The sequence below is a fragment of the Pseudomonas sp. 7-41 genome (genome assembly GCF_021233075.1).
GTDB lineage: Bacteria > Pseudomonadota > Gammaproteobacteria > Pseudomonadales > Pseudomonadaceae > Aquipseudomonas > Aquipseudomonas veronii.
Genome location: NZ_CP089551.1, coordinates 3,174,757 through 3,191,815 on the forward strand (window position 1 = coordinate 3,174,757; position 17,059 = coordinate 3,191,815).

The 17,059-nt window shown below is 63.0% G+C and carries 14 protein-coding genes; 13 read left to right on the top strand and 1 reads right to left on the bottom strand.

What is annotated here, in order from left to right; translation table 11 throughout:
* Positions 1 to 8 precede the first annotated feature (8 nt).
* The 3 genes from LQ249_RS14270 to LQ249_RS14280 all read left to right on the top strand — a co-directional run bounded on the left by LQ249_RS14270 (position 9) and on the right by LQ249_RS14280 (position 3,649).
* Positions 9 to 1,499, top strand: a complete 1,491-nt coding sequence (locus tag LQ249_RS14270; RefSeq protein WP_126589433.1) for an aldehyde dehydrogenase — start codon at positions 9 to 11, stop codon at positions 1,497 to 1,499.
* Between the two features lie 59 nt (positions 1,500 to 1,558).
* Positions 1,559 to 2,839 (top strand): NAD(P)/FAD-dependent oxidoreductase, encoded by a 1,281-nt coding sequence (locus LQ249_RS14275; RefSeq protein WP_232566566.1) that lies wholly within the window; start codon positions 1,559 to 1,561, stop codon positions 2,837 to 2,839.
* A 261-nt stretch (positions 2,840 to 3,100) separates the two neighbouring features.
* Positions 3,101 to 3,649 (top strand): cupin domain-containing protein, encoded by a 549-nt coding sequence (locus LQ249_RS14280; RefSeq protein ID WP_010563061.1) that lies wholly within the window; start codon positions 3,101 to 3,103, stop codon positions 3,647 to 3,649.
* A gap of 15 nt (positions 3,650 to 3,664) precedes the next feature.
* Here LQ249_RS14280 and LQ249_RS14285 read toward each other — a convergent pair whose 3' ends face one another.
* The gene (locus LQ249_RS14285) at positions 3,665 to 6,364 is read right to left on the bottom strand and encodes a LuxR C-terminal-related transcriptional regulator (RefSeq protein ID WP_232566567.1); all 2,700 of its coding nucleotides are present in this window, start codon (positions 6,362 to 6,364) and stop codon (positions 3,665 to 3,667) included.
* 210 nt (positions 6,365 to 6,574) lie between these two features.
* Between LQ249_RS14285 and LQ249_RS14290 the strand changes: the two genes are divergently transcribed.
* The 10 genes from LQ249_RS14290 to nikR all read left to right on the top strand — a co-directional run bounded on the left by LQ249_RS14290 (position 6,575) and on the right by nikR (position 17,055).
* Positions 6,575 to 7,537, top strand: a complete 963-nt coding sequence (locus LQ249_RS14290) for a thiamine pyrophosphate-dependent dehydrogenase E1 component subunit alpha (protein ID WP_046383271.1) — start codon at positions 6,575 to 6,577, stop codon at positions 7,535 to 7,537.
* An 11-nt stretch (positions 7,538 to 7,548) separates the two neighbouring features.
* Positions 7,549 to 8,568, top strand: coding sequence for an alpha-ketoacid dehydrogenase subunit beta (locus tag LQ249_RS14295; RefSeq protein ID WP_046383272.1), 1,020 nt, complete (start codon positions 7,549 to 7,551; stop codon positions 8,566 to 8,568).
* A gap of 2 nt (positions 8,569 to 8,570) precedes the next feature.
* Positions 8,571 to 10,082, top strand: a complete 1,512-nt coding sequence (locus tag LQ249_RS14300; RefSeq protein ID WP_232566568.1) for a 2-oxo acid dehydrogenase subunit E2 — start codon at positions 8,571 to 8,573, stop codon at positions 10,080 to 10,082.
* A gap of 8 nt (positions 10,083 to 10,090) precedes the next feature.
* A complete protein-coding gene (lpdA, locus tag LQ249_RS14305; RefSeq protein ID WP_128191487.1) occupies positions 10,091 to 11,488 on the top strand; it encodes a dihydrolipoyl dehydrogenase in 1,398 nt (465 codons plus the stop codon).
* 58 nt (positions 11,489 to 11,546) lie between these two features.
* Complete coding sequence (locus tag LQ249_RS14310; protein WP_232566569.1) at positions 11,547 to 12,305, top strand: SDR family NAD(P)-dependent oxidoreductase; 759 nt, start codon at positions 11,547 to 11,549, stop codon at positions 12,303 to 12,305.
* A 94-nt stretch (positions 12,306 to 12,399) separates the two neighbouring features.
* Positions 12,400 to 12,537 (top strand): hypothetical protein, encoded by a 138-nt coding sequence (locus LQ249_RS14315; RefSeq protein WP_164886992.1) that lies wholly within the window; start codon positions 12,400 to 12,402, stop codon positions 12,535 to 12,537.
* Positions 12,538 to 12,659: 122 nt separating this feature from the next.
* The gene (locus LQ249_RS14320; protein WP_017845584.1) at positions 12,660 to 14,120 is read left to right on the top strand and encodes a sigma-54-dependent transcriptional regulator; all 1,461 of its coding nucleotides are present in this window, start codon (positions 12,660 to 12,662) and stop codon (positions 14,118 to 14,120) included.
* Complete coding sequence (locus tag LQ249_RS14325) at positions 14,117 to 15,121, top strand: HupU protein (protein WP_046383276.1); 1,005 nt, start codon at positions 14,117 to 14,119, stop codon at positions 15,119 to 15,121. Before LQ249_RS14320 ends, LQ249_RS14325 begins: the two co-directional genes overlap by 4 nt.
* Positions 15,122 to 15,129: 8 nt before the next feature.
* Entirely contained in the window at positions 15,130 to 16,587 is a 1,458-nt protein-coding gene (locus LQ249_RS14330; protein ID WP_128191485.1) for a nickel-dependent hydrogenase large subunit, read from the top strand.
* Positions 16,588 to 16,599: 12 nt separating this feature from the next.
* The gene (nikR, locus tag LQ249_RS14335; RefSeq protein ID WP_046383278.1) at positions 16,600 to 17,055 is read left to right on the top strand and encodes a nickel-responsive transcriptional regulator NikR; all 456 of its coding nucleotides are present in this window, start codon (positions 16,600 to 16,602) and stop codon (positions 17,053 to 17,055) included.
* The last annotated feature ends 4 nt before the right edge of the window (positions 17,056 to 17,059 follow it).

A 17,059-nucleotide genomic window follows, 5' to 3' on the forward strand; every position in this document is an offset into this window, starting at 1 on the left:
CACACCCTATGACCAAGCATCGCAACGACTGGGAGCAGTACTTCCAGTCCCTGAACCTTGAAGGCCGGGCCTTTATCGGCGGCGAATACCGTTGGGCCGCCAGCGGCGAAACCTTTGACAGCATCAGCCCGGTGGACGGGCGTTTTCTGGCCACGGTCGCCAGCACCGATGAGGCCGACGCCGACGCCGCGGTAATCGCTGCACGCCAGGCGTTCGAATCCGGGATCTGGCGCTTGCAGGCCCCGGCGGCGCGCAAGCGCGTGCTGATCCGTTTCGCCGATCTGATCCTCGAACACCAGGAAGAACTGGCGCTCCTGGAAACCCTCGACATGGGCAAGCCGATTGGCGACTCCATGGCCATCGACGTACCGGCCACCGCCAACGCGATCCGCTGGAGCGCCGAGGCCATCGACAAGCTCTACGACGAAGTGGCGCCCACGCCCCACGACCAGTTGGGCCTGATCACCCGCGAACCCTGCGGCGTGGTCGCGGCCATCGTGCCGTGGAACTTCCCGATGATCATGGCCAGTTGGAAGTTCGCGCCGGCCCTGGCGGCGGGTAACTCATTCATCCTCAAACCTTCGGAAAAGTCGCCGCTGACCGCCATTCGCCTGGCCCAACTGGCGCTTGAGGCCGGCATTCCCCCAGGCGTGTTCAACGTGCTGCCGGGCTACGGTCACACCGTCGGCAAGGCGCTGGCCTTGCATAGGGATGTGGATGTGCTGGCCTTTACCGGCTCCACCGCGGTGGCCAAGCAACTGCTGGTGTATTCCGGCCAGAGCAATATGAAACGGGTGTGGCTGGAGGCCGGTGGCAAGAGCCCCAATGTGGTGTTCGCCGATGCCCCGGACTTGCGCGCTGCCGCCGCCGCTGCGGCTGCAGCGATTGCCTTCAACCAGGGCGAAGTCTGCGTGGCCGGTTCGCGCCTGCTGGTGCAGCGGTCGATCCGCGAGCCCTTCATTGCGCTGCTGGTGGAGGCGTTCCAGGCCTGGAAGCCGGGGCATCCACTGGACCCGGCGACCAAGGTCGGTGCAGTGGTCGATCAGCGGCAACTGGACAACGTGTTGCGCTACATCGAGATCGGCAAAGAGCAGGGCGCCCAACTCTTGGTTGGCGGCCAGCGCACCCTGCAAGACACCGGTGGCCAGTACGTGGAACCGACGGTTTTCGACGGCGTGACCAATGCCATGACCATCGCCCGCGAAGAAATCTTCGGCCCGGTGTTGTCGCTGATCAGCTTCGACACCGAAGAAGAAGCGCTGTCGATCGCCAACGACAGCATCTTCGGCCTGGCCGCCGCAGTGTGGACCGCCGACCTCAGCCGCGCCCACCGCTTTGCCCGGGGCCTGCGTGCCGGCAGCGTGTGGGTCAACCAGTACGACGGCGGCGACATGACCGCGCCGTTCGGCGGCTTTAAACAGTCGGGCAATGGCCGCGACAAGTCGCTGCACGCCTTTGACAAGTACACCGAGCTCAAAGCCACCTGGATCAAGCTCTAAGCCCAAATAACAACGGCGATTGCCGGCGCGTGCCGGCCAGTCGCCAGGGAGTCCTAACCATGCAACCCCATGTAAACAGCTATTACGCCGCGACCCGCAACCACACCGGCGACTTCCCTGTGCTTGAAGAGTTGGTCGAGTGTGATGTCTGTGTCATCGGCGCCGGCTACACCGGCCTGTCGTCGGCGCTGTTCCTGGCGGAAGCCGGCTACAGCGTCACCGTGCTCGAAGCGGCCAAGGTCGGCTTTGGCGCCAGCGGGCGCAACGGCGGGCAACTGGTCAATTCCTACAGCCGTGACGTGGATGTCATCGAGCAGCGCTACGGCGAAAAGAGCGCCGAAATCCTCGGCAGCATGATGTTCGAAGGCGCCGAGATCATTCGCCAGCGCATCCAGCACTACGACATCCAGTGCGACTACCGCCCGGGCGGGATCTTCGCCGCGTTGAACAAAAAACAGCTCAAAGGCCTGGTCGAACAGAAAAGCAGTTGGGAGCGCTATGGCAACCGCAACCTGCAACTGCTCGACGCCAAGGACATGGCAGGCGAAGTGGGTTGTGAAAATTACATCGGCGGCCTGCTGGACAAGCAGGGCGGCCACGTCCATCCGCTGAACCTGGCCCTGGGCGAAGCCAGCGCGATTATCGGCCTGGGCGGCAAGATCTTCGAACAATCGGCGGCCGAGGAAATCACCTACGGCGAACCCAACGTGGTACGCACGGCCAAGGGTGTGGTTCGCGCCAAGTACCTGCTGATCGCCGGCAATGCCTACCTGCCGCAGAATCTCGACCCACGGGTGACGCGCAAAAGCATGCCCTGCGGCTCGCAGATCGTGGTCACCGAGCCGCTGTCGGAGGAAGTGGCACGCAGCCTGATTACCCACAATTACTGCGTCGAAGACTGCAACTACCTGCTCGACTATTACCGTCTGACCGCTGACAACCGCCTGCTGTACGGCGGCGGCGTGGTCTACGGCGCCCGCGAGCCGGACGACATCGAACAACTGATCCGGCCGAAGATCCTCAAGACCTTCCCGCAGTTGAAAAACGTCAAGATCGACTACCGCTGGACCGGCAACTTCCTGCTGACCATGTCGCGCATGCCGCAATTCGGCCGTATCGAAAAGAACGCCTACTACATGCAAGGGTATAGCGGCCACGGCGTCACCTGTTCGCACCTCGCGGGCAAGCTGATCAGCGAAGTGATCCGTGGTGACGCCGAACGCTTCGACGCCTTCGCCTCGCTGCCGCACATGCCGATGTTCGGCGGCCGCACCTTCCAGGCCCCGCTGACGGCCATGGGCGCCGCCTACTACGCCCTGCGCGACCGACTCGGTATTTGACCGGTCAGCCACACACGCGCCGCGAGCCCCCGGCCCACGCCACCTTCGGCCGCGGCCGCGGGCTTGCTTTTTTTGCGCATGCAGGCATATTCAGCAGCGCTACAGCTCCACCCGCAAACGTGATTTAATAGCCGCCTTTCAGGTTTCCGGGTCGGGTAATCGGCGAATTTCGCAACATTGCCTGCCCGCGCTCGCCCCAGCTCCTGCAGCGCTATCGCAACCAATAAACATCACGACACTCACCCCTTATATAAGGCAGCTATGGACACGGGCACCCGACTCAAACTCGTTCGCGAAAGCTACAAACTCTCCCAGCGCGAGCTGGCCCGTCGTAGCGGCGTGACCAACGCCACCATTTCCCTGATCGAACAGAATCGCGTCAGTCCCTCTGTCAGTTCCCTGAAAAAGCTGCTGGAAAGCATCCCCATGTCCCTGGCGGACTTTTTCACCTTCGACCAGCCGCCACGCGAACACCAATACGTCTTTCGCGCCAACGAACAGCCCGACCTGGGTCGCGACGGCCTGCGCCTGCTGCTGGTGGGCGCGCCGATCCCCAGCCGCCAGATGCGCTTTCTGCGCGAGCAGTACGCACCCGGCGCCAGTTCCGGCGAAGAGCCGATCGTGCATGTCGAAGGCGAGGAGTGCGGCCTCGTCACCCGTGGCACCGTCGAACTCACTGTCGATGGCCAGGTCAGCATATTGAACCCGGGGGATGGTTATTACTTCCCCACCACCTTGCCCCACAGGTTCCGCAATATCGGGCAGGATGAGGCGGAAATCATCAGCGCGAATACCCCGGCGAACTTCTAGGCCAGCGCCCGGCGCCTAATCGAGCAGACTAAGCTCCCGGGCCCGGCTCATGGCCTGGATGCGACTGGTGACCTGGAGCTTGGCGTAGAGATTCTTCAAATGCCATTTCACGGTCTCGCTGGAGATGTCCAGGCTGCGGGCGATCTCCTTGTTCGATTGCCCTTGAGCCACCAGCGACAGCGTCTGGCTTTCGCGCTCGCTCAGGGCACAGCCCAGGTCAGGCTCGGTGATGGGCGTCGAGTCCAGCAGGCGTTGTATGTAGTCTTTGAACGGTGCCTTGAGATCCTTGAGGGCGCTGAGCAGGTCCGTCAGCTCGGCGCCGCTGTCGAGTAATGTCTGTTTCATATGTTGGCGGCGTGCGGTATCCAGCACCGGCAGCAACACCTCCATCGCCTGTTTGCCCTGGCCATCGAGCCACAGGCTCAGCGCCCAGTGCGTACGTGCGCGCAAGCCATCGAGGACTTGCCCGCCGCGCTCATCCTCATCCACTTGCAGTGCCCAGGTGCGGGCGGCTTCGCCATGTTTGCCGTCATTGGCCAATACACACGCATGGCTGACTCGATGGTTGCGCTCAAGGGCCTGGTGCAAAGGTGCCTCGGCCCGGTGGTGGCTGCTCAAGTCGGCCAGTTGCTGGAGCAAGTGGCGGGCCTGGGACGGGGCGTTGCTGTGAAGGTGCGCCTGAATCTGTTCGGCCAGCAGCAACCCTTGCAGGCGTGGCCAGCGCCGTAGCGTTGCCAGTTGTTGGGCGTGCTCCAGCAAACGATGCGCCTGGCTGTAGTCGCCTGCGTGTAACGCACTGCGGGCCAGGGCGCGGTAGGCGCTGAACAGGGCATCGAGCGGCGCAATCGCGTCCACCTGACGCAGCCGTGGCTGCAGTTCGCGGTGCAAGGCCTGCCAGTCACCGCGTTCGTACCACAGTTCGGCGAGCAGCGCGGTGAGGGTGGCGCTGCCGCTCGATTGCGCCCCTGTCAGTTGCTCGGCGTGTACCAGGGCCTGGCGGTAATAGTGCTCGCCGCTCTCCAGGTCCGCCTGGCGGACATGGCTCAGGCCCAGAATAAAAGCGCGGTAGACACTGACAAACAGGTTCTCCGAAGGCGTCGCCGGGCATGGCATGTGCCTTTGCACGGCTTGCGCATCCTGATAACGCCCGCGCACCAGATAGTCGTAACTGAGGATGTTGCACACCAGGCCATCGACCCAGCGATCCCCGCTGGGCAACTGCGCCAGTAGCGGTTCCACATGCTCCAGGCCCTGGCTGATGCGTTCGGCGAAGGACTCGTTGATCGCGCAGATCACCTGGCGTTTGATCAGCAGGCGCGGGCTGACGCCGGGCTGTTCCAGCAACGGGTGCAGGTCGAGCAGCAACTGCCGTGATTCGTCGAAACGAAAGTGGTGGGCCAGGGCCCAGCTCAGGTTCAGTTGCAGGTCGATGCGTTGCTCGTCCAGGGGCGACAAGGCGCTCAGCGGCAGGTTTTGCAGCCAGCGCACCAGGGTGTCGATATCGCCTTCTTCGGCGAGGGACTGGGCACCCTTGTCGGCACAGGTGGTGCTGTTGGCCAGTTGTCCGGCGGCCAAGGCATGGCGGATGGCTTCAGCCCAGTATTGATGGGCGGCCAGCCAGTTGCTGGCGCGTTGATGCAGTTGGGCAACATCGGTGTTGCTGGCGGACAGGCGCTGGTGAAGGGTCTCGGCAAACAGCGCGTGGTAGCGGAACCAATGCCCCTGGGGATCGAGGGAGCAAATGAACAGGTTGTGCTGTTCGATGAACCCTAGCATCTGTTCGCCGTCCTCGCGCCCGGTAATGGCGTTGCACAAAGACGCGGTGAAGCGATTGAGGATCGAGGTGTGCAGCAGGAAGCTCTGCACCCGGGGCGGCAGAGGCTCCAGCACCACGTCTTGCAGATAACCACCGATCACCCGCGATCCGCGTTCCAGATGTGCCCAGCGGCGCACCGGGTCACTGCCGGTGGGCGGTGCCAAGGATGCCATCTGGATCCCGGTGATCCAGCCTTCGGTCAGGCTCAGCAGGCGTTGCAGGTCGGCGGTGTCCAGCTTGAGATCGGTGGTGCGGGAAAAATAGCCCGCTGCTTCGTCGAGGTTGAAGCGCAACGCGTTGGCGTCGATTTCCACCAGTTGGTTGCGTGCGCGCAGGCGGCTCAAGGGCAATTGCGCGGCGTTACGGCTGCCAATCAACAGGTGCAGGCAAGCGGGGGCGTGCAGCACCAGTTCGAGCAGGTCTTGCTCTATCAACTGATGGCGGACCAGATGCACATCGTCTAGCACCCAATACAGCGGCTGTTGGCGCAGGTTGAGTTGGTTGATCAAGGCGCGCATAAAGCCTTGTGCGGACGGCTGCAGGTCGCCGGTCAAATCTGCCAAGGCCGGGTCGGCGCTGCGCAGGGCGGCCAGCAGATAACGACGAAAGTATTCGGGACTATCGTCCTGCTCGTCCAGGCTCAACCACGCCACGCTGTGGCCCTGGTCGAGCAGGCACTGGCGCCATTGGCTGAGCAGGGTGGTCTTGCCGAAACCGGCCGCGCCGCACACCAGTGCCAGACTGCGTTCGTGCAATAGGTCGAGTTTTTCCAGCAGGCGCGAGCGGCTCAGCAGGGTGCCGGCCGCGCGGGGCGGGCCGAGCTTGGTGCTGATCAGCGGCAAGCCATGACGGAGGCTGAACGCGCCCTGGCTGTAGGCAGGCAATGTCAGGTGATCCATGGATGGTCGTCTTGGTGTGGTCGAGTATCGATCATTATTTTTGTAGACCCTCGTTTTGCAAGGTTAATCCCCTCAAGCGGCAATTACCGCCCCCCCATCCGGGTAGTTATGGCATCGGCCAGAGCCTCTTACCGTACCGCCACGCCATCGTCGGTCGCCTGATTCAGGTCATCGACCCCCCTATAAAAAACCAGAGATGAGGGCGAGCCCATGTCGCTTAGCAAGTCAAAACTGCTTCAGGCCTATCGCAAGATGCGCGAGATTCGCGTGTTCGAGGAGCGGCTGCACCAGGAAAACACCACTGGGGATATCCCCGGCTTCATCCACTTGTACAGCGGCGAGGAAGCAATCGCCGTTGGCGTCTGCGAGAACCTGACGGACGCTGACTATATCGGCTCGACTCACCGTGGTCACGGCCACTGCATCGCCAAGGGCTGTGACCTGCACGGCATGATGGCGGAGATCTTTGGCAAGGAGTCGGGCCTGTGCCGGGGTAAGGGCGGCTCCATGCACATTGCCGACCTGAGCAAGGGCATGCTGGGCGCCAACGCCATCGTCGGCGGCGCACCGCCTCTGGCCATTGGCGCCGCACTCACGGCGAAAACCCTGGGCACGCGCAATGTGGCGGTGTCGTTCACCGGCGACGGTGGCTCCAACCAAGGCCTGGTATTTGAAGCCATGAACATGGCCGTGGTGCTCAAGTTGCCAACGGTATTCGTGTTCGAGAACAACGGTTTCGGTGAGGCCACCGGCCACGATTACGCGGTCGGTGGCCGGGATATCGCCAACCGCGCCGCCAGCTTCGGCATGCCTGCGGTGAAGGTCGACGGTACCGACTTCTTTGCCGTCTACGAAGCCGTAGCCGTCGCGGTGGAGCGGGCACGCAATGGTGAAGGCCCGAGTGCCATCGAGGCTGTTGCCCACCGCTGGCACGGGCATTTCGAAGGCGACCCGATGCTGTATCGCGCCGACGGCGAAGTGGAGCGCCTGCGCCGAGACAACGACCCGCTGCAAATTTTCAGTAAGCAAGTCGAGGGGCAAATATCCGCAGAGGAACTGCAAGCCATCGATGACGAGGTCCAGGCCCAGGTCGATGACGCGGTGGCCAAGGCTCGCATCGCCGATTACCCATCGGTGGACAACCTGCTGACCGACGTTTACGTCTCTTACTGAGGATTTGGAATATGGCAATTCGTACTTTTCGTGAAGCAGTCAAAGAAGCCCTGGCCCAGGAGATGGAACTCGATCCGCGCGTCGTGTTGATCGGGGAAGACGTTTGCGGCGGCCAGGCCGGTACCGCCGAGGTCGGCAGCAAGGGCGAAGCCTTCGGTGGCGTGCTGGGGGTGACCAAAGGCTTGTGGACCCAGTTCGGCTCGTCCCGGGTGATCGACACACCGATCACCGAGTCGGCGATCGTCGGCATGGCCGCAGGCGCAGCGGTGACCGGTCTGCGGCCGGTGGCCGAGTTGATGTTCATGGATTTCTTCGGCGTGTGCCACGACATGCTCTACAACCAGGCGGCGAAGTTCCGTTACATGTTCGGCGGCAAGGCCAAGGCCCCGCTGGTGATTCGCGGCATGATTGGCGCCGGGTTCTCCGCGGCCGCCCAGCACTCGCAGTCGCCCTACAACATCTTCGCGACCACCCCGGGCCTCAAGGTGGTGGTGCCGTCCAGCCCTTACGACGTCAAAGGCCTGCTGATCCAGGCGATCCGCGATGACGACCCGGTGGTGTTCTGTGAACACAAGATCCTCTACGACATCAAGGGCGAAGTGCCCGAGCACGCCTACACCATCCCTTTTGGCGTCGCCAACTACACCCGTGAAGGCACCGACGTCACCATCATTGCCCTGGCAGCCATGGTGCACAAAGCCAATGAGGTGGCGGACAAACTGGCGGCTGAAGGGATCTCTGTGGAGGTAGTGGACCCGCGCACCGTGTCGCCGTTGGACGAAGAGGGCATTCTTGAATCCGTGGCCTCTACCGGGCGCGTGGTGATTGTCGACGAGTCGGCCGCGCGCATCGGCTTTGCCCATGACATTGCCGCGCTGATCGTGTCCCAGGCGTTTTACCACCTCAAGGCGCCGATCATCATGGTCACGCCGCCGCACACCCCGGTTCCGTTCTCACCGGTGCTGGAGCAAGCGTGGATCCCTAGCGTACAACGCATCGAAGCCGCCGTTCGCAAAGTGATGGAGGGCTGACCATGAGTGATATCCGCGCAATCGAAGTGCCCAAATGGGGACTGTCGATGGAAGAGGGCACGCTGACTGACTGGCTGATCGAGGAAGGCGACAGCTTCGCCGCGCAGCAGGAAGTCTGCGAGATTGAAACCAGCAAGATTTCCAACGTGATGCAGGCGCCTTTTGCCGGTGTGTTGCGGCGCAAAGTGGCGCAACCGGGGCAAACCATTCCCGTGGGCGGTGTGCTGGGGATTGTCGCCGACGCTTCGGTCAGCGATGCCGAGATCGATGCGTATCTGGCGCAGCGTGGCGTCGCTGAGCCGGCGCCAGTTTCTGAATCGGTACCCGCTGAAACCACGGCACAACCGCTGGTCAAGTTGGCCGCCAGCGCGCCGGCCGCTGCGTCGCAACCGTCGGTCAAGACGCCGGGTGCCTGGCAGGTGCCACAGGCGTTGCTGGGCGCCAGTGACGAAGCGTTGTTCGCCACGCCCCATGCATTGAAACTGGCGGCGCAGCTCAATATCAACCTGAGCCGGGTGCCTGGTTCGGGCCGTGAAGGGCGCATCAGCGTGGCGGATATTGAAGCCGCAGTGCGCGCCGAGGGCGGGCAAGTCGCCAGCCGAGCGGCTGCGCAAAAAGCCAATCAGGCCGCACCTTCGCGCCTCGATGACAGCCAGGTTCTCGCCACACCGGTGGCCCGGCGTCTGGCGCAGCAGTGGGGCATCAACCTCCACGACTGCCGCGTTACAGGCACTCGCGGTCGGGTGTGCAAGGCCGATGTGCTCCAAGCCCGGGGCGCCGATGCGGTGCCACAGGCCCAGGCTGCGCCGACGGTTGATAGTCGCGAGGCGTTTGAAACCCTGCCCATGAACGGCATGCGCAAGGCCATTGCCGCGCGCCTGCAAGCCTCCAAACGTGATGCGCCGCACTTTCGCCTGCATGCGGATTTTGATCTGGAGCGCTTGCTTGCATTGCGCGCTGAGATCAACGCCTCGGTGCCGGGGGTGAAAATCTCGGTCAACGATCTGCTGATCAAGGCTTGCGCCCAGGCGCTGGTCAAGGTGCCCGACGTCAATGTGCAATACGACGACGAGCGCCAGGAAGTACGGCGTTACCGCGATGCAGACATTTCCATTGCCGTGGCGCTGCCCGGTGGCCTGATCACGCCGATCATCCGCCAGGCCAACCGCAAGAGCCTGGCCGAAGTCTCCGGGGAAATGCTCAGCCTGGCGACCAGGGCCAAGGCCGGTACCTTGAAATCCGAGGAGTTCCAGGGTGGCACCTTCAGCATCTCCAACCTGGGCATGCTCGGTGTGCGCCAGTTCGACGCGATTATCAACCCACCCCAAGGGGCAATCCTGGCCATCGGCGCCGGAGAAAAGCGCGTGGTGGCCCATGAAGGACAACCTGCGGTACGCACGCAAATGAGCGTGTCGTTGTCTTGCGACCACCGGGTTATCGACGGTGCGTTGGGGGCGACCTTCCTCAAGGAACTCAAGCGCCTGGTGGAAAACCCCACCCTGATGCTGGTCTAGGAGTTGCCATGAGCGATCAATTTGATGTGCTGATTATCGGCGGTGGCCCTGGCGGATATGTGGCGGCGATTCGTGCCGCGCAACTGGGGCTCAATACCGCCCTGGTGGAAAAACAGCACTTGGGCGGTATCTGCCTGAACTGGGGCTGCATTCCCACCAAGGCCATGCTCAAGGGCGCGGAGGTGGCCCATACCTTGCGGCACCTGGAGGCCTTTGGTTTCAGCGCCGAGAACATTCAGTTCGATATCCAGAAACTGGTGGCCCACAGCCGGGACGTGTCGAAAACGCTCACCGGTGGTATTGCCTATTTGCTCAAGAAAAACGGTGTGACGGTGGTTGACGGCCGTGCCCGCGTGACTGCCAAGGGGCGTGTCAGTGTCACCTCGGGCGAGGGTGAGCGGGCCCTTGGGGCCAAGCACATCATCCTCGCCACCGGCGCCCGGCCGCGCTCGCTGCCGGCGATAGTGCCGGACGGGCAACGCATCTGGAGCTACTTCGAGGCGCTGGTGCCGCAGACCGTACCGGCGTCCTTGCTGATTGTGGGTTCGGGAGCCATTGGCGTGGAGTTTGCCAGCCTCTACCACGACCTGGGCTGCGCCGTGACCCTGGTGGAAGTGGCGCGCCAGATCATGCCGGTCGAAGACCAGGAAGTGGCCAGCCTGGTGCAGCGCGAGTTCGAACAGCGCGGTATCCGGGTGCTGACCCAGGCCACTGTGACCGAAGTATTCAGTGAGGCCGATCAGGCGCGCTGCACCTTGCGCCTGGCCGATGGTCGCGAAGAGGTGCTGGCGGTGGAGCGTGTGCTGCTGGCCGCCGGGATTCAGGCCAACACTGAAGACCTGGGGTTGGAGGCGCTGGGGGTGGAGATTGAGCGCGGGTTTATCAAGACAGACCCCTGGTGCCGCACCAATGTCGCCGGGCTCTACGCCATCGGCGATGTCGCTGGCGCGCCGTGCCTGGCTCACAAAGCCAGCCATGAAGGGGTGTTGTGTGTCGAGAAACTGGCCGGGGTGGACGGGGTTCACCCGCTGGACAAAGCCTTTATTCCGGGGTGCACCTACGCCCGTCCGCAAGTGGCCAGCCTGGGCCTGACAGAAGCGGCGGCCAGGGCCAGCGGCAAGCACCTGAACATTGGCCGATTCGACTATCAGGCCAACGGCAAGGCCCTGGCGTTGGGCGAGGCCAAGGGGTTTGTGAAGACCATTTTCGATGCGGACAGCGGCGAGTTGCTGGGGGCACATATGGTTGGGCCGGAAGTGACCGAGCAGATCCAGGGTTTTGGCATCGCCCATAGCCTGGAGGCGACTGCCCAGGCCTTGAGCCAGGTCATCTTCGCCCACCCGACATTGAGCGAAGCTATGCACGAAGCGGTGTTGGCCGCCAGTGGCAAGGCTCTGCATCAGTAAAAGACAGCGGTTCCGGAGTGTTGGAACCGCGATTGTTCATCCGCAGAAGGAAGCAGCGATGCAACGTTTTCAGAACAAAGTCGTATTGGTCACCGGCGCCGCAGCCGGCATCGGCGAAGCCACCGCGAGGCGTTTTGCCGATGAGGGTGCGAATGTGGTGTTGGCCGACTGGAACCTTGAAAAAGCCCAAGCGGTGGCCAGCGAGCTACCAGTCGACAAGGTGCTGGCGGTGAAGGTCGACGTGTCGAGCATGGCTTCGGTACAGCAGATGATCGACGCAACCATCGAGCGTTTCGGTCGGCTGGATGTGCTGGTCAATAACGCCGGCGTACATATTCCCGGCACCACCCTTGAAACCACGGAAGCCGACTGGCGCAAGATCGCCTCGGTGAACATCGACGGGGTGATTTTCTGCTCGAAGCTGGCGTTGCCGTACCTGATTCAAAGCAAGGGCAATATTGTCAGCACCGCCTCTGTTTCTGGGTTGGGCGGCGACTGGGGCGCGGCGTTCTACTGCGCGAGCAAGGGCGCGGTAGTCAACTTCACCCGGGCCCTGGCGCTGGATCACGGCGCCCAGGGTGTGCGTGCCAACGCGGTATGCCCAAGCCTGACGCGTACGGCGATGACCTGGGATTGGGAGCAGTCTATTCGTGACAAATTCAACGAGCGCATCCCGATGCAGCGCGAGGCCTTGCCCAGCGAAGTGGCGGCAGCGATTGCGTTTTTGGCCAGCCCGGATGCGAGTTTCGTCAATGGGGTGAACTTGCCGGTGGATGGGGGCGTGACGGCGTCTGATGGGCAGCCGAAGGTGTCCTGAATCGGGCTAGGATTTGCGCCACTGCACAGCACCACGTGCTCTAAGGCACCCGGGGAGGGTGCCTGGAGTTACCTGCCATTATCGGTGTGATCTCATGTCGACCCTGCTGTACAGCGCCATCCTGCTGGCGGCTGTGGGCATGAATTTCGGCTGGTCGCTGCGCCGCGCCCGGCGCCATAGCCTCCTGGGAATTTGCTGGCGAGGACGACGAAGCAGACCAGAAAACAATTGAACAGGGCGGCCTCCTCAGAAGGAAAACCCTCGTCTGCTTTTGGCACCGTGCTACCATCGACGCCATGACTTGCAGCAACATAATGTTGCAATGAACTTCAATAATCGGCCTTTCGCTGACTCATGACCTCCCCATTCGACTCGCAATCCGACTTGCCCATGATCCTGGTAGTGGACGATGAGCTGCGTTCGCGCGAATCGTTACGCCGGGTACTCGATCAGGAATTCCAGGTGCTGCTGGCCGAGTCGGCCGGGCAAGCACGCGAACTGCTGGAACAGCATGTGGTCGCGGTGATCCTCTGCGACCAGCGCATGCCCCATGTCAGCGGTATCGAATTTCTCAAGGAAGTGCGCGAGCGCTGGCCGGGGGTGGTCCGCATCGTGCTGTCGGGCTACACCGATTCGGAAGACATCATCGCGGGCGTCAATCAGGCCGGTATCTATCAGTACCTGCTCAAGCCCTGGCTGCCTGAAAACCTGCTCAACACCGTGCGCAATGCGGTCGAGAGCCAATCGTTGCAAAACCATATGCAGCGACTGGACCTGGAACTGCGCGCCGGTACGCCAGCGCTGCGTCGCCGCAGCCGCGAAACCCTGGAGCGGGTACGCGACACCTTCGATTTCTCGCGCATCGTGCGCAGCCCCGGCGGCCCGCTGGATGCGGTCTGTGAGTTGGCCGCCCGGGTCGCCCGCTATGATTTGTCGGTGCTGCTGCTGGGCGAATCGGGCACGGGCAAAGAGTTGCTGGCCCGCGCCATCCATTACGCCAGCCCGCGTGCGAGTAATGCCTTTGTCATGGAGAACTGCGCGGCGCTGCCTGATACCTTGCTGGAGTCCGAGCTGTTCGGGCACAAGCGCGGCGCCTTCACCGGCGCGCATCAGGATCACATCGGGCTGTTCCAGCGTGCCAATGGCGGTACCTTGCTACTCGATGAAATCGGCGACACCTCGCCGGCTTTTCAGGTCAAGTTGTTGCGCGTCTTGCAAGAGGGCGAACTGCGCCCGGTCGGCGCCTCAAGCACGGTACGGGTCGATGTGCGGGTGATCGCGGCGACCCATCGCGATCTGGAGCAAGATGTCGCCACCGGACGTTTTCGCAGCGACCTTTATTACCGGCTGTCCACGGTCAGCCTGGGCTTGCCGCCGTTGCGCGAGCGCACCGCCGACCTGATGCCCATCGCCAAAAAGCTGCTCGACGATGCCCGCCTGGAACTGGACCTGCCAAACCTGCACTTCGCCGACGACGCCCTGGCGAGCCTGATCGGTTACCCATGGCCCGGTAATATTCGCGAGTTGCGCAACGAAATCTACCGCGCCGCTGCGTTGTCGGAAGGCTCGCAAATCGGTGCTCATTCGTTTTCCTGGCGCGTCATGCAGGGCCAGGGACGCAACACCAACGACATACGCCTGTCGCCCCCCACGGGTACGTTGCAAGAACAACTGGACGCTATCGAAGCGACCATACTCAAGGAATCGCTGCTGCGTCACCGCTGGAACAAAACCCATGCGGCCCGTGAACTGGGCTTGTCGCGCGTGGGCCTGCGCCAGAAATTGCGCCGTCTTGGCCTGGAGGAAGCCCGATGAACACCCCATTCCGAGTGCTGTGGCTGCAATCGGGCGGTTGCGGCGGTTGCAACATGTCCTTGCTGTGCGCCGATACCCAGGATTTTTCCGCGATGTGGCGCAGTGCGGGGATTGAGTTGCTCTGGCATCCATCGCTGTCCCTTGAAAGCGGTGATCAGGTGCTGGATATCCTGGAGGACTGCCTGCAAGGTCGTACCCGGCTCGATGCCTTGTGCATCGAAGGCTCATTGCTGCGCGGCCCGCACGGCACCGGGCGCTTTCACATGCTGGCGGGCACCGATGCGCCGATGATCGACTGGGTGCGCAAACTCGCGGCGGTGGCCGAATACACCTTGGGCATCGGCACTTGTGCTGCCTACGGAGGCATCACCGCTGCGGGCAGCAACCCGACCGACGCCTGCGGCCTGCAATTTGACGGTGAGCATCGCGGCGGCCTGCTGGGTGCCGATTATCGGTCGTTGCGCGGCTTGCCGGTGATCAACGTGGCCGGTTGCCCGACGCACCCCGGCTGGGTGACCGACACCTTGATGGCGCTGGCCGCCGGGCTGTTCGCCGAGGCCGATCTGGACGTTATCGGGCGTCCGCGTTTCTACGCTGACCAACTGGTGCATCAGGGCTGCACGCGCAATGAGTTCTACGAATACAAAGCCAGTGCGGAAAAGCCCTCGGACCTGGGCTGCATGATGGAAAACCTGGGCTGCAAAGGCACCCAGGCCCACGGCGACTGCAATACTCGCCTGTGGAATGGCGAGGGCTCGTGTACCCGTGGCGGGTTTGCCTGCATCAACTGCACCGCCCCGGGCTTCGAAGAACCGGGGCACGCGTTTCAGCGCACGCCGAAGCTGGCGGGCATTCCCATCGGTTTGCCCATCGACATGCCCAAGGCCTGGTTCGTCGCCCTGTCGGCGCTGTCCAAGTCAGCCACCCCCAAGCGCGTCAAACAGAATGCGACGTCCGATCACCCGCTGATCGCGCCGTCGGTACGCACCCCCCGCCGTTAGGAGTTTGCATGTCACGTTTGGTGGTCGGCCCATTCAATCGGGTTGAAGGCGATCTGGAAGTACAACTGGACGTGGAAGATGGTCATGTGCGTTCGGCACGGGTCAACGCCACCATGTACCGTGGCTTCGAGCAAATCCTGCTGCAACACGCACCGCTCGATGCGCTGACCTACGCGCCACGCATCTGCGGAATCTGCTCGGTGTCGCAATCGATCGCCGCCGCCCGCGCCCTGGCCGGGCTGGCCGGTGTACAGCCGCCGGACAACGGCCTGCTGGCAATCAACCTGATGGCCGCCACCGAAAACCTCGCCGATCACTTGAGCCATTTCTACCTGTTTTTCATGCCGGATTTCGTGCGCCCGGTGTACGCCGAGCGCCCTTGGTATCCAGACGCGGTGGCGCGCTTTACCCCGCTTCAGGGCAGCCAGCAGCGCCTGGCCATTTCTGCGCGCAAACGCTGGCTGGATTTGATCGGCACACTGGGCGGCAAGTGGCCGCACACCGGCTCGATCCAGCCGGGTGGCTCGACCCGCGCCATCGATGCCGCCGAGCGCCTGCGCCTGCTGACCCGCGTTCGCGAGTTCCGGCAGTTTCTGGAAAGCGAGCTGTTCGCCGCGCCGCTGGAGCGTATCAATGGTTTGAGCAGCGAAAGCGAGCTCTGGGCATGGCACGCCGAAGCGCTGGGGCAGGGCGATTTTCGCCAATTTCTGCAAATCGCCCTGGACACCGGGCTTGAGCATCTGGGGCCGGGGCCGGGGCTGTATCTTTCCTACGGGGCGTATCCGCGAGCCGATGGCTCGATGGTGTTCCCGCGCGGCCTGTGGAATGGCGTCACCCAGTGTGCACAAGCGCTGGACCTGGACGATATCCGCGAAGACAGCGCGCATGCCTGGCTCGACGACGCTGGCGGCCCGCGCCACCCGGCCGACGGGCAAACCCAGCCGTTGATGGAAAAAACCGACGCGTATACCTGGAACAAAGCCCCGCGCCTGGCCGGCGCGGTGCTGGAAACCGGCGCCATTGCACGCCAGTTGATTGCCGGCCAAGCGCTGCTGCGCGATGCCGTGGCACGCTGTTCGGCAACGGTTTATACCCGCCTGCTCGCGCGTTTGCTGGAGTTGGCGCAGGTGGTGCCGCTGATGGAAAGCTGGTTGATCGCCCTGCGCCCCGGCGAGCCGTATTACCGCGCCGCGGCATTACCCGACAAAGGCCGCGCGGTCGGCCTGACCGAAGCGGCACGTGGCGCACTGGGGCATTGGCTGGAGGTGGAGCACGGAAAAATCTCCCGCTACCAGATCATCGCCCCGACCACCTGGAACTTCTCGCCACGCGATGCCCAGGGCCAGCCCGGGGCATTGGAACAAGCCTTGCAGGGTGCTCCCGTGCTACCCGGCGAAAAAAGCCCGGTAGCGGTGCAACATATCGTTCGTTCTTTTGACCCGTGCATGGTTTGCACGGTGCATTGAAAAGGAAATCCCATGGAACGCCTGACCATTTCCCTGGACCGTGGCCTCGCTGAGGAACTGGACGCGCTGATTCGCGACCAGGGTTACCACAACCGTTCCGAGGCCATGCGCGACATTTTGCGGCGGCATATCGAACAGGCGCGCCTGGAGCAAGGCCAGGCGCCGCATTGCGTGGCCAACCTGAGCTTCGTTTACGATCACCATTCGCGCACCCTCACCGAACGGGTGATGGACCTGCAGCACGCGCATCATCACCTGACCATTGCCAGCCAGCATGTGCATCTGGATCACGACAACTGCCTGGAAAGCCTGATGCTCAAGGGCTCGTCCGATGAAGTGCGCGATTTTGCCCATCGCGTGTGCGCCGAACGCGGTGTGCGTCATGGCTCGCTGAACCTGATCCCGGTGGAGCAGGGCGCGAGCCACGAGCAGGCCCACAGTCACCTGCATCTGCACCCTAAAAGCTGACGAC

What these genes read in the sequence shown, in the direction of transcription:
- LQ249_RS14270 (WP_126589433.1), top strand. Translation starts at nt 9, where the DNA reads ATGACCAAGCATCGCAACGACTGGGAGCAGTACTTCCAGTCCCTGAAC.
- LQ249_RS14275 (WP_232566566.1), top strand. Translation starts at nt 1,559, where the DNA reads ATGCAACCCCATGTAAACAGCTATTACGCCGCGACCCGCAACCACACC.
- LQ249_RS14280 (WP_010563061.1), top strand. Translation starts at nt 3,101, where the DNA reads ATGGACACGGGCACCCGACTCAAACTCGTTCGCGAAAGCTACAAACTC.
- LQ249_RS14285 (WP_232566567.1), bottom strand. Translation starts at nt 6,364, where the DNA reads ATGGATCACCTGACATTGCCTGCCTACAGCCAGGGCGCGTTCAGCCTC.
- LQ249_RS14290 (WP_046383271.1), top strand. Translation starts at nt 6,575, where the DNA reads ATGTCGCTTAGCAAGTCAAAACTGCTTCAGGCCTATCGCAAGATGCGC.
- LQ249_RS14295 (WP_046383272.1), top strand. Translation starts at nt 7,549, where the DNA reads ATGGCAATTCGTACTTTTCGTGAAGCAGTCAAAGAAGCCCTGGCCCAG.
- LQ249_RS14300 (WP_232566568.1), top strand. Translation starts at nt 8,571, where the DNA reads ATGAGTGATATCCGCGCAATCGAAGTGCCCAAATGGGGACTGTCGATG.
- lpdA (WP_128191487.1), top strand. Translation starts at nt 10,091, where the DNA reads ATGAGCGATCAATTTGATGTGCTGATTATCGGCGGTGGCCCTGGCGGA.
- LQ249_RS14310 (WP_232566569.1), top strand. Translation starts at nt 11,547, where the DNA reads ATGCAACGTTTTCAGAACAAAGTCGTATTGGTCACCGGCGCCGCAGCC.
- LQ249_RS14315 (WP_164886992.1), top strand. Translation starts at nt 12,400, where the DNA reads ATGTCGACCCTGCTGTACAGCGCCATCCTGCTGGCGGCTGTGGGCATG.
- LQ249_RS14320 (WP_017845584.1), top strand. Translation starts at nt 12,660, where the DNA reads ATGACCTCCCCATTCGACTCGCAATCCGACTTGCCCATGATCCTGGTA.
- LQ249_RS14325 (WP_046383276.1), top strand. Translation starts at nt 14,117, where the DNA reads ATGAACACCCCATTCCGAGTGCTGTGGCTGCAATCGGGCGGTTGCGGC.
- LQ249_RS14330 (WP_128191485.1), top strand. Translation starts at nt 15,130, where the DNA reads ATGTCACGTTTGGTGGTCGGCCCATTCAATCGGGTTGAAGGCGATCTG.
- nikR (WP_046383278.1), top strand. Translation starts at nt 16,600, where the DNA reads ATGGAACGCCTGACCATTTCCCTGGACCGTGGCCTCGCTGAGGAACTG.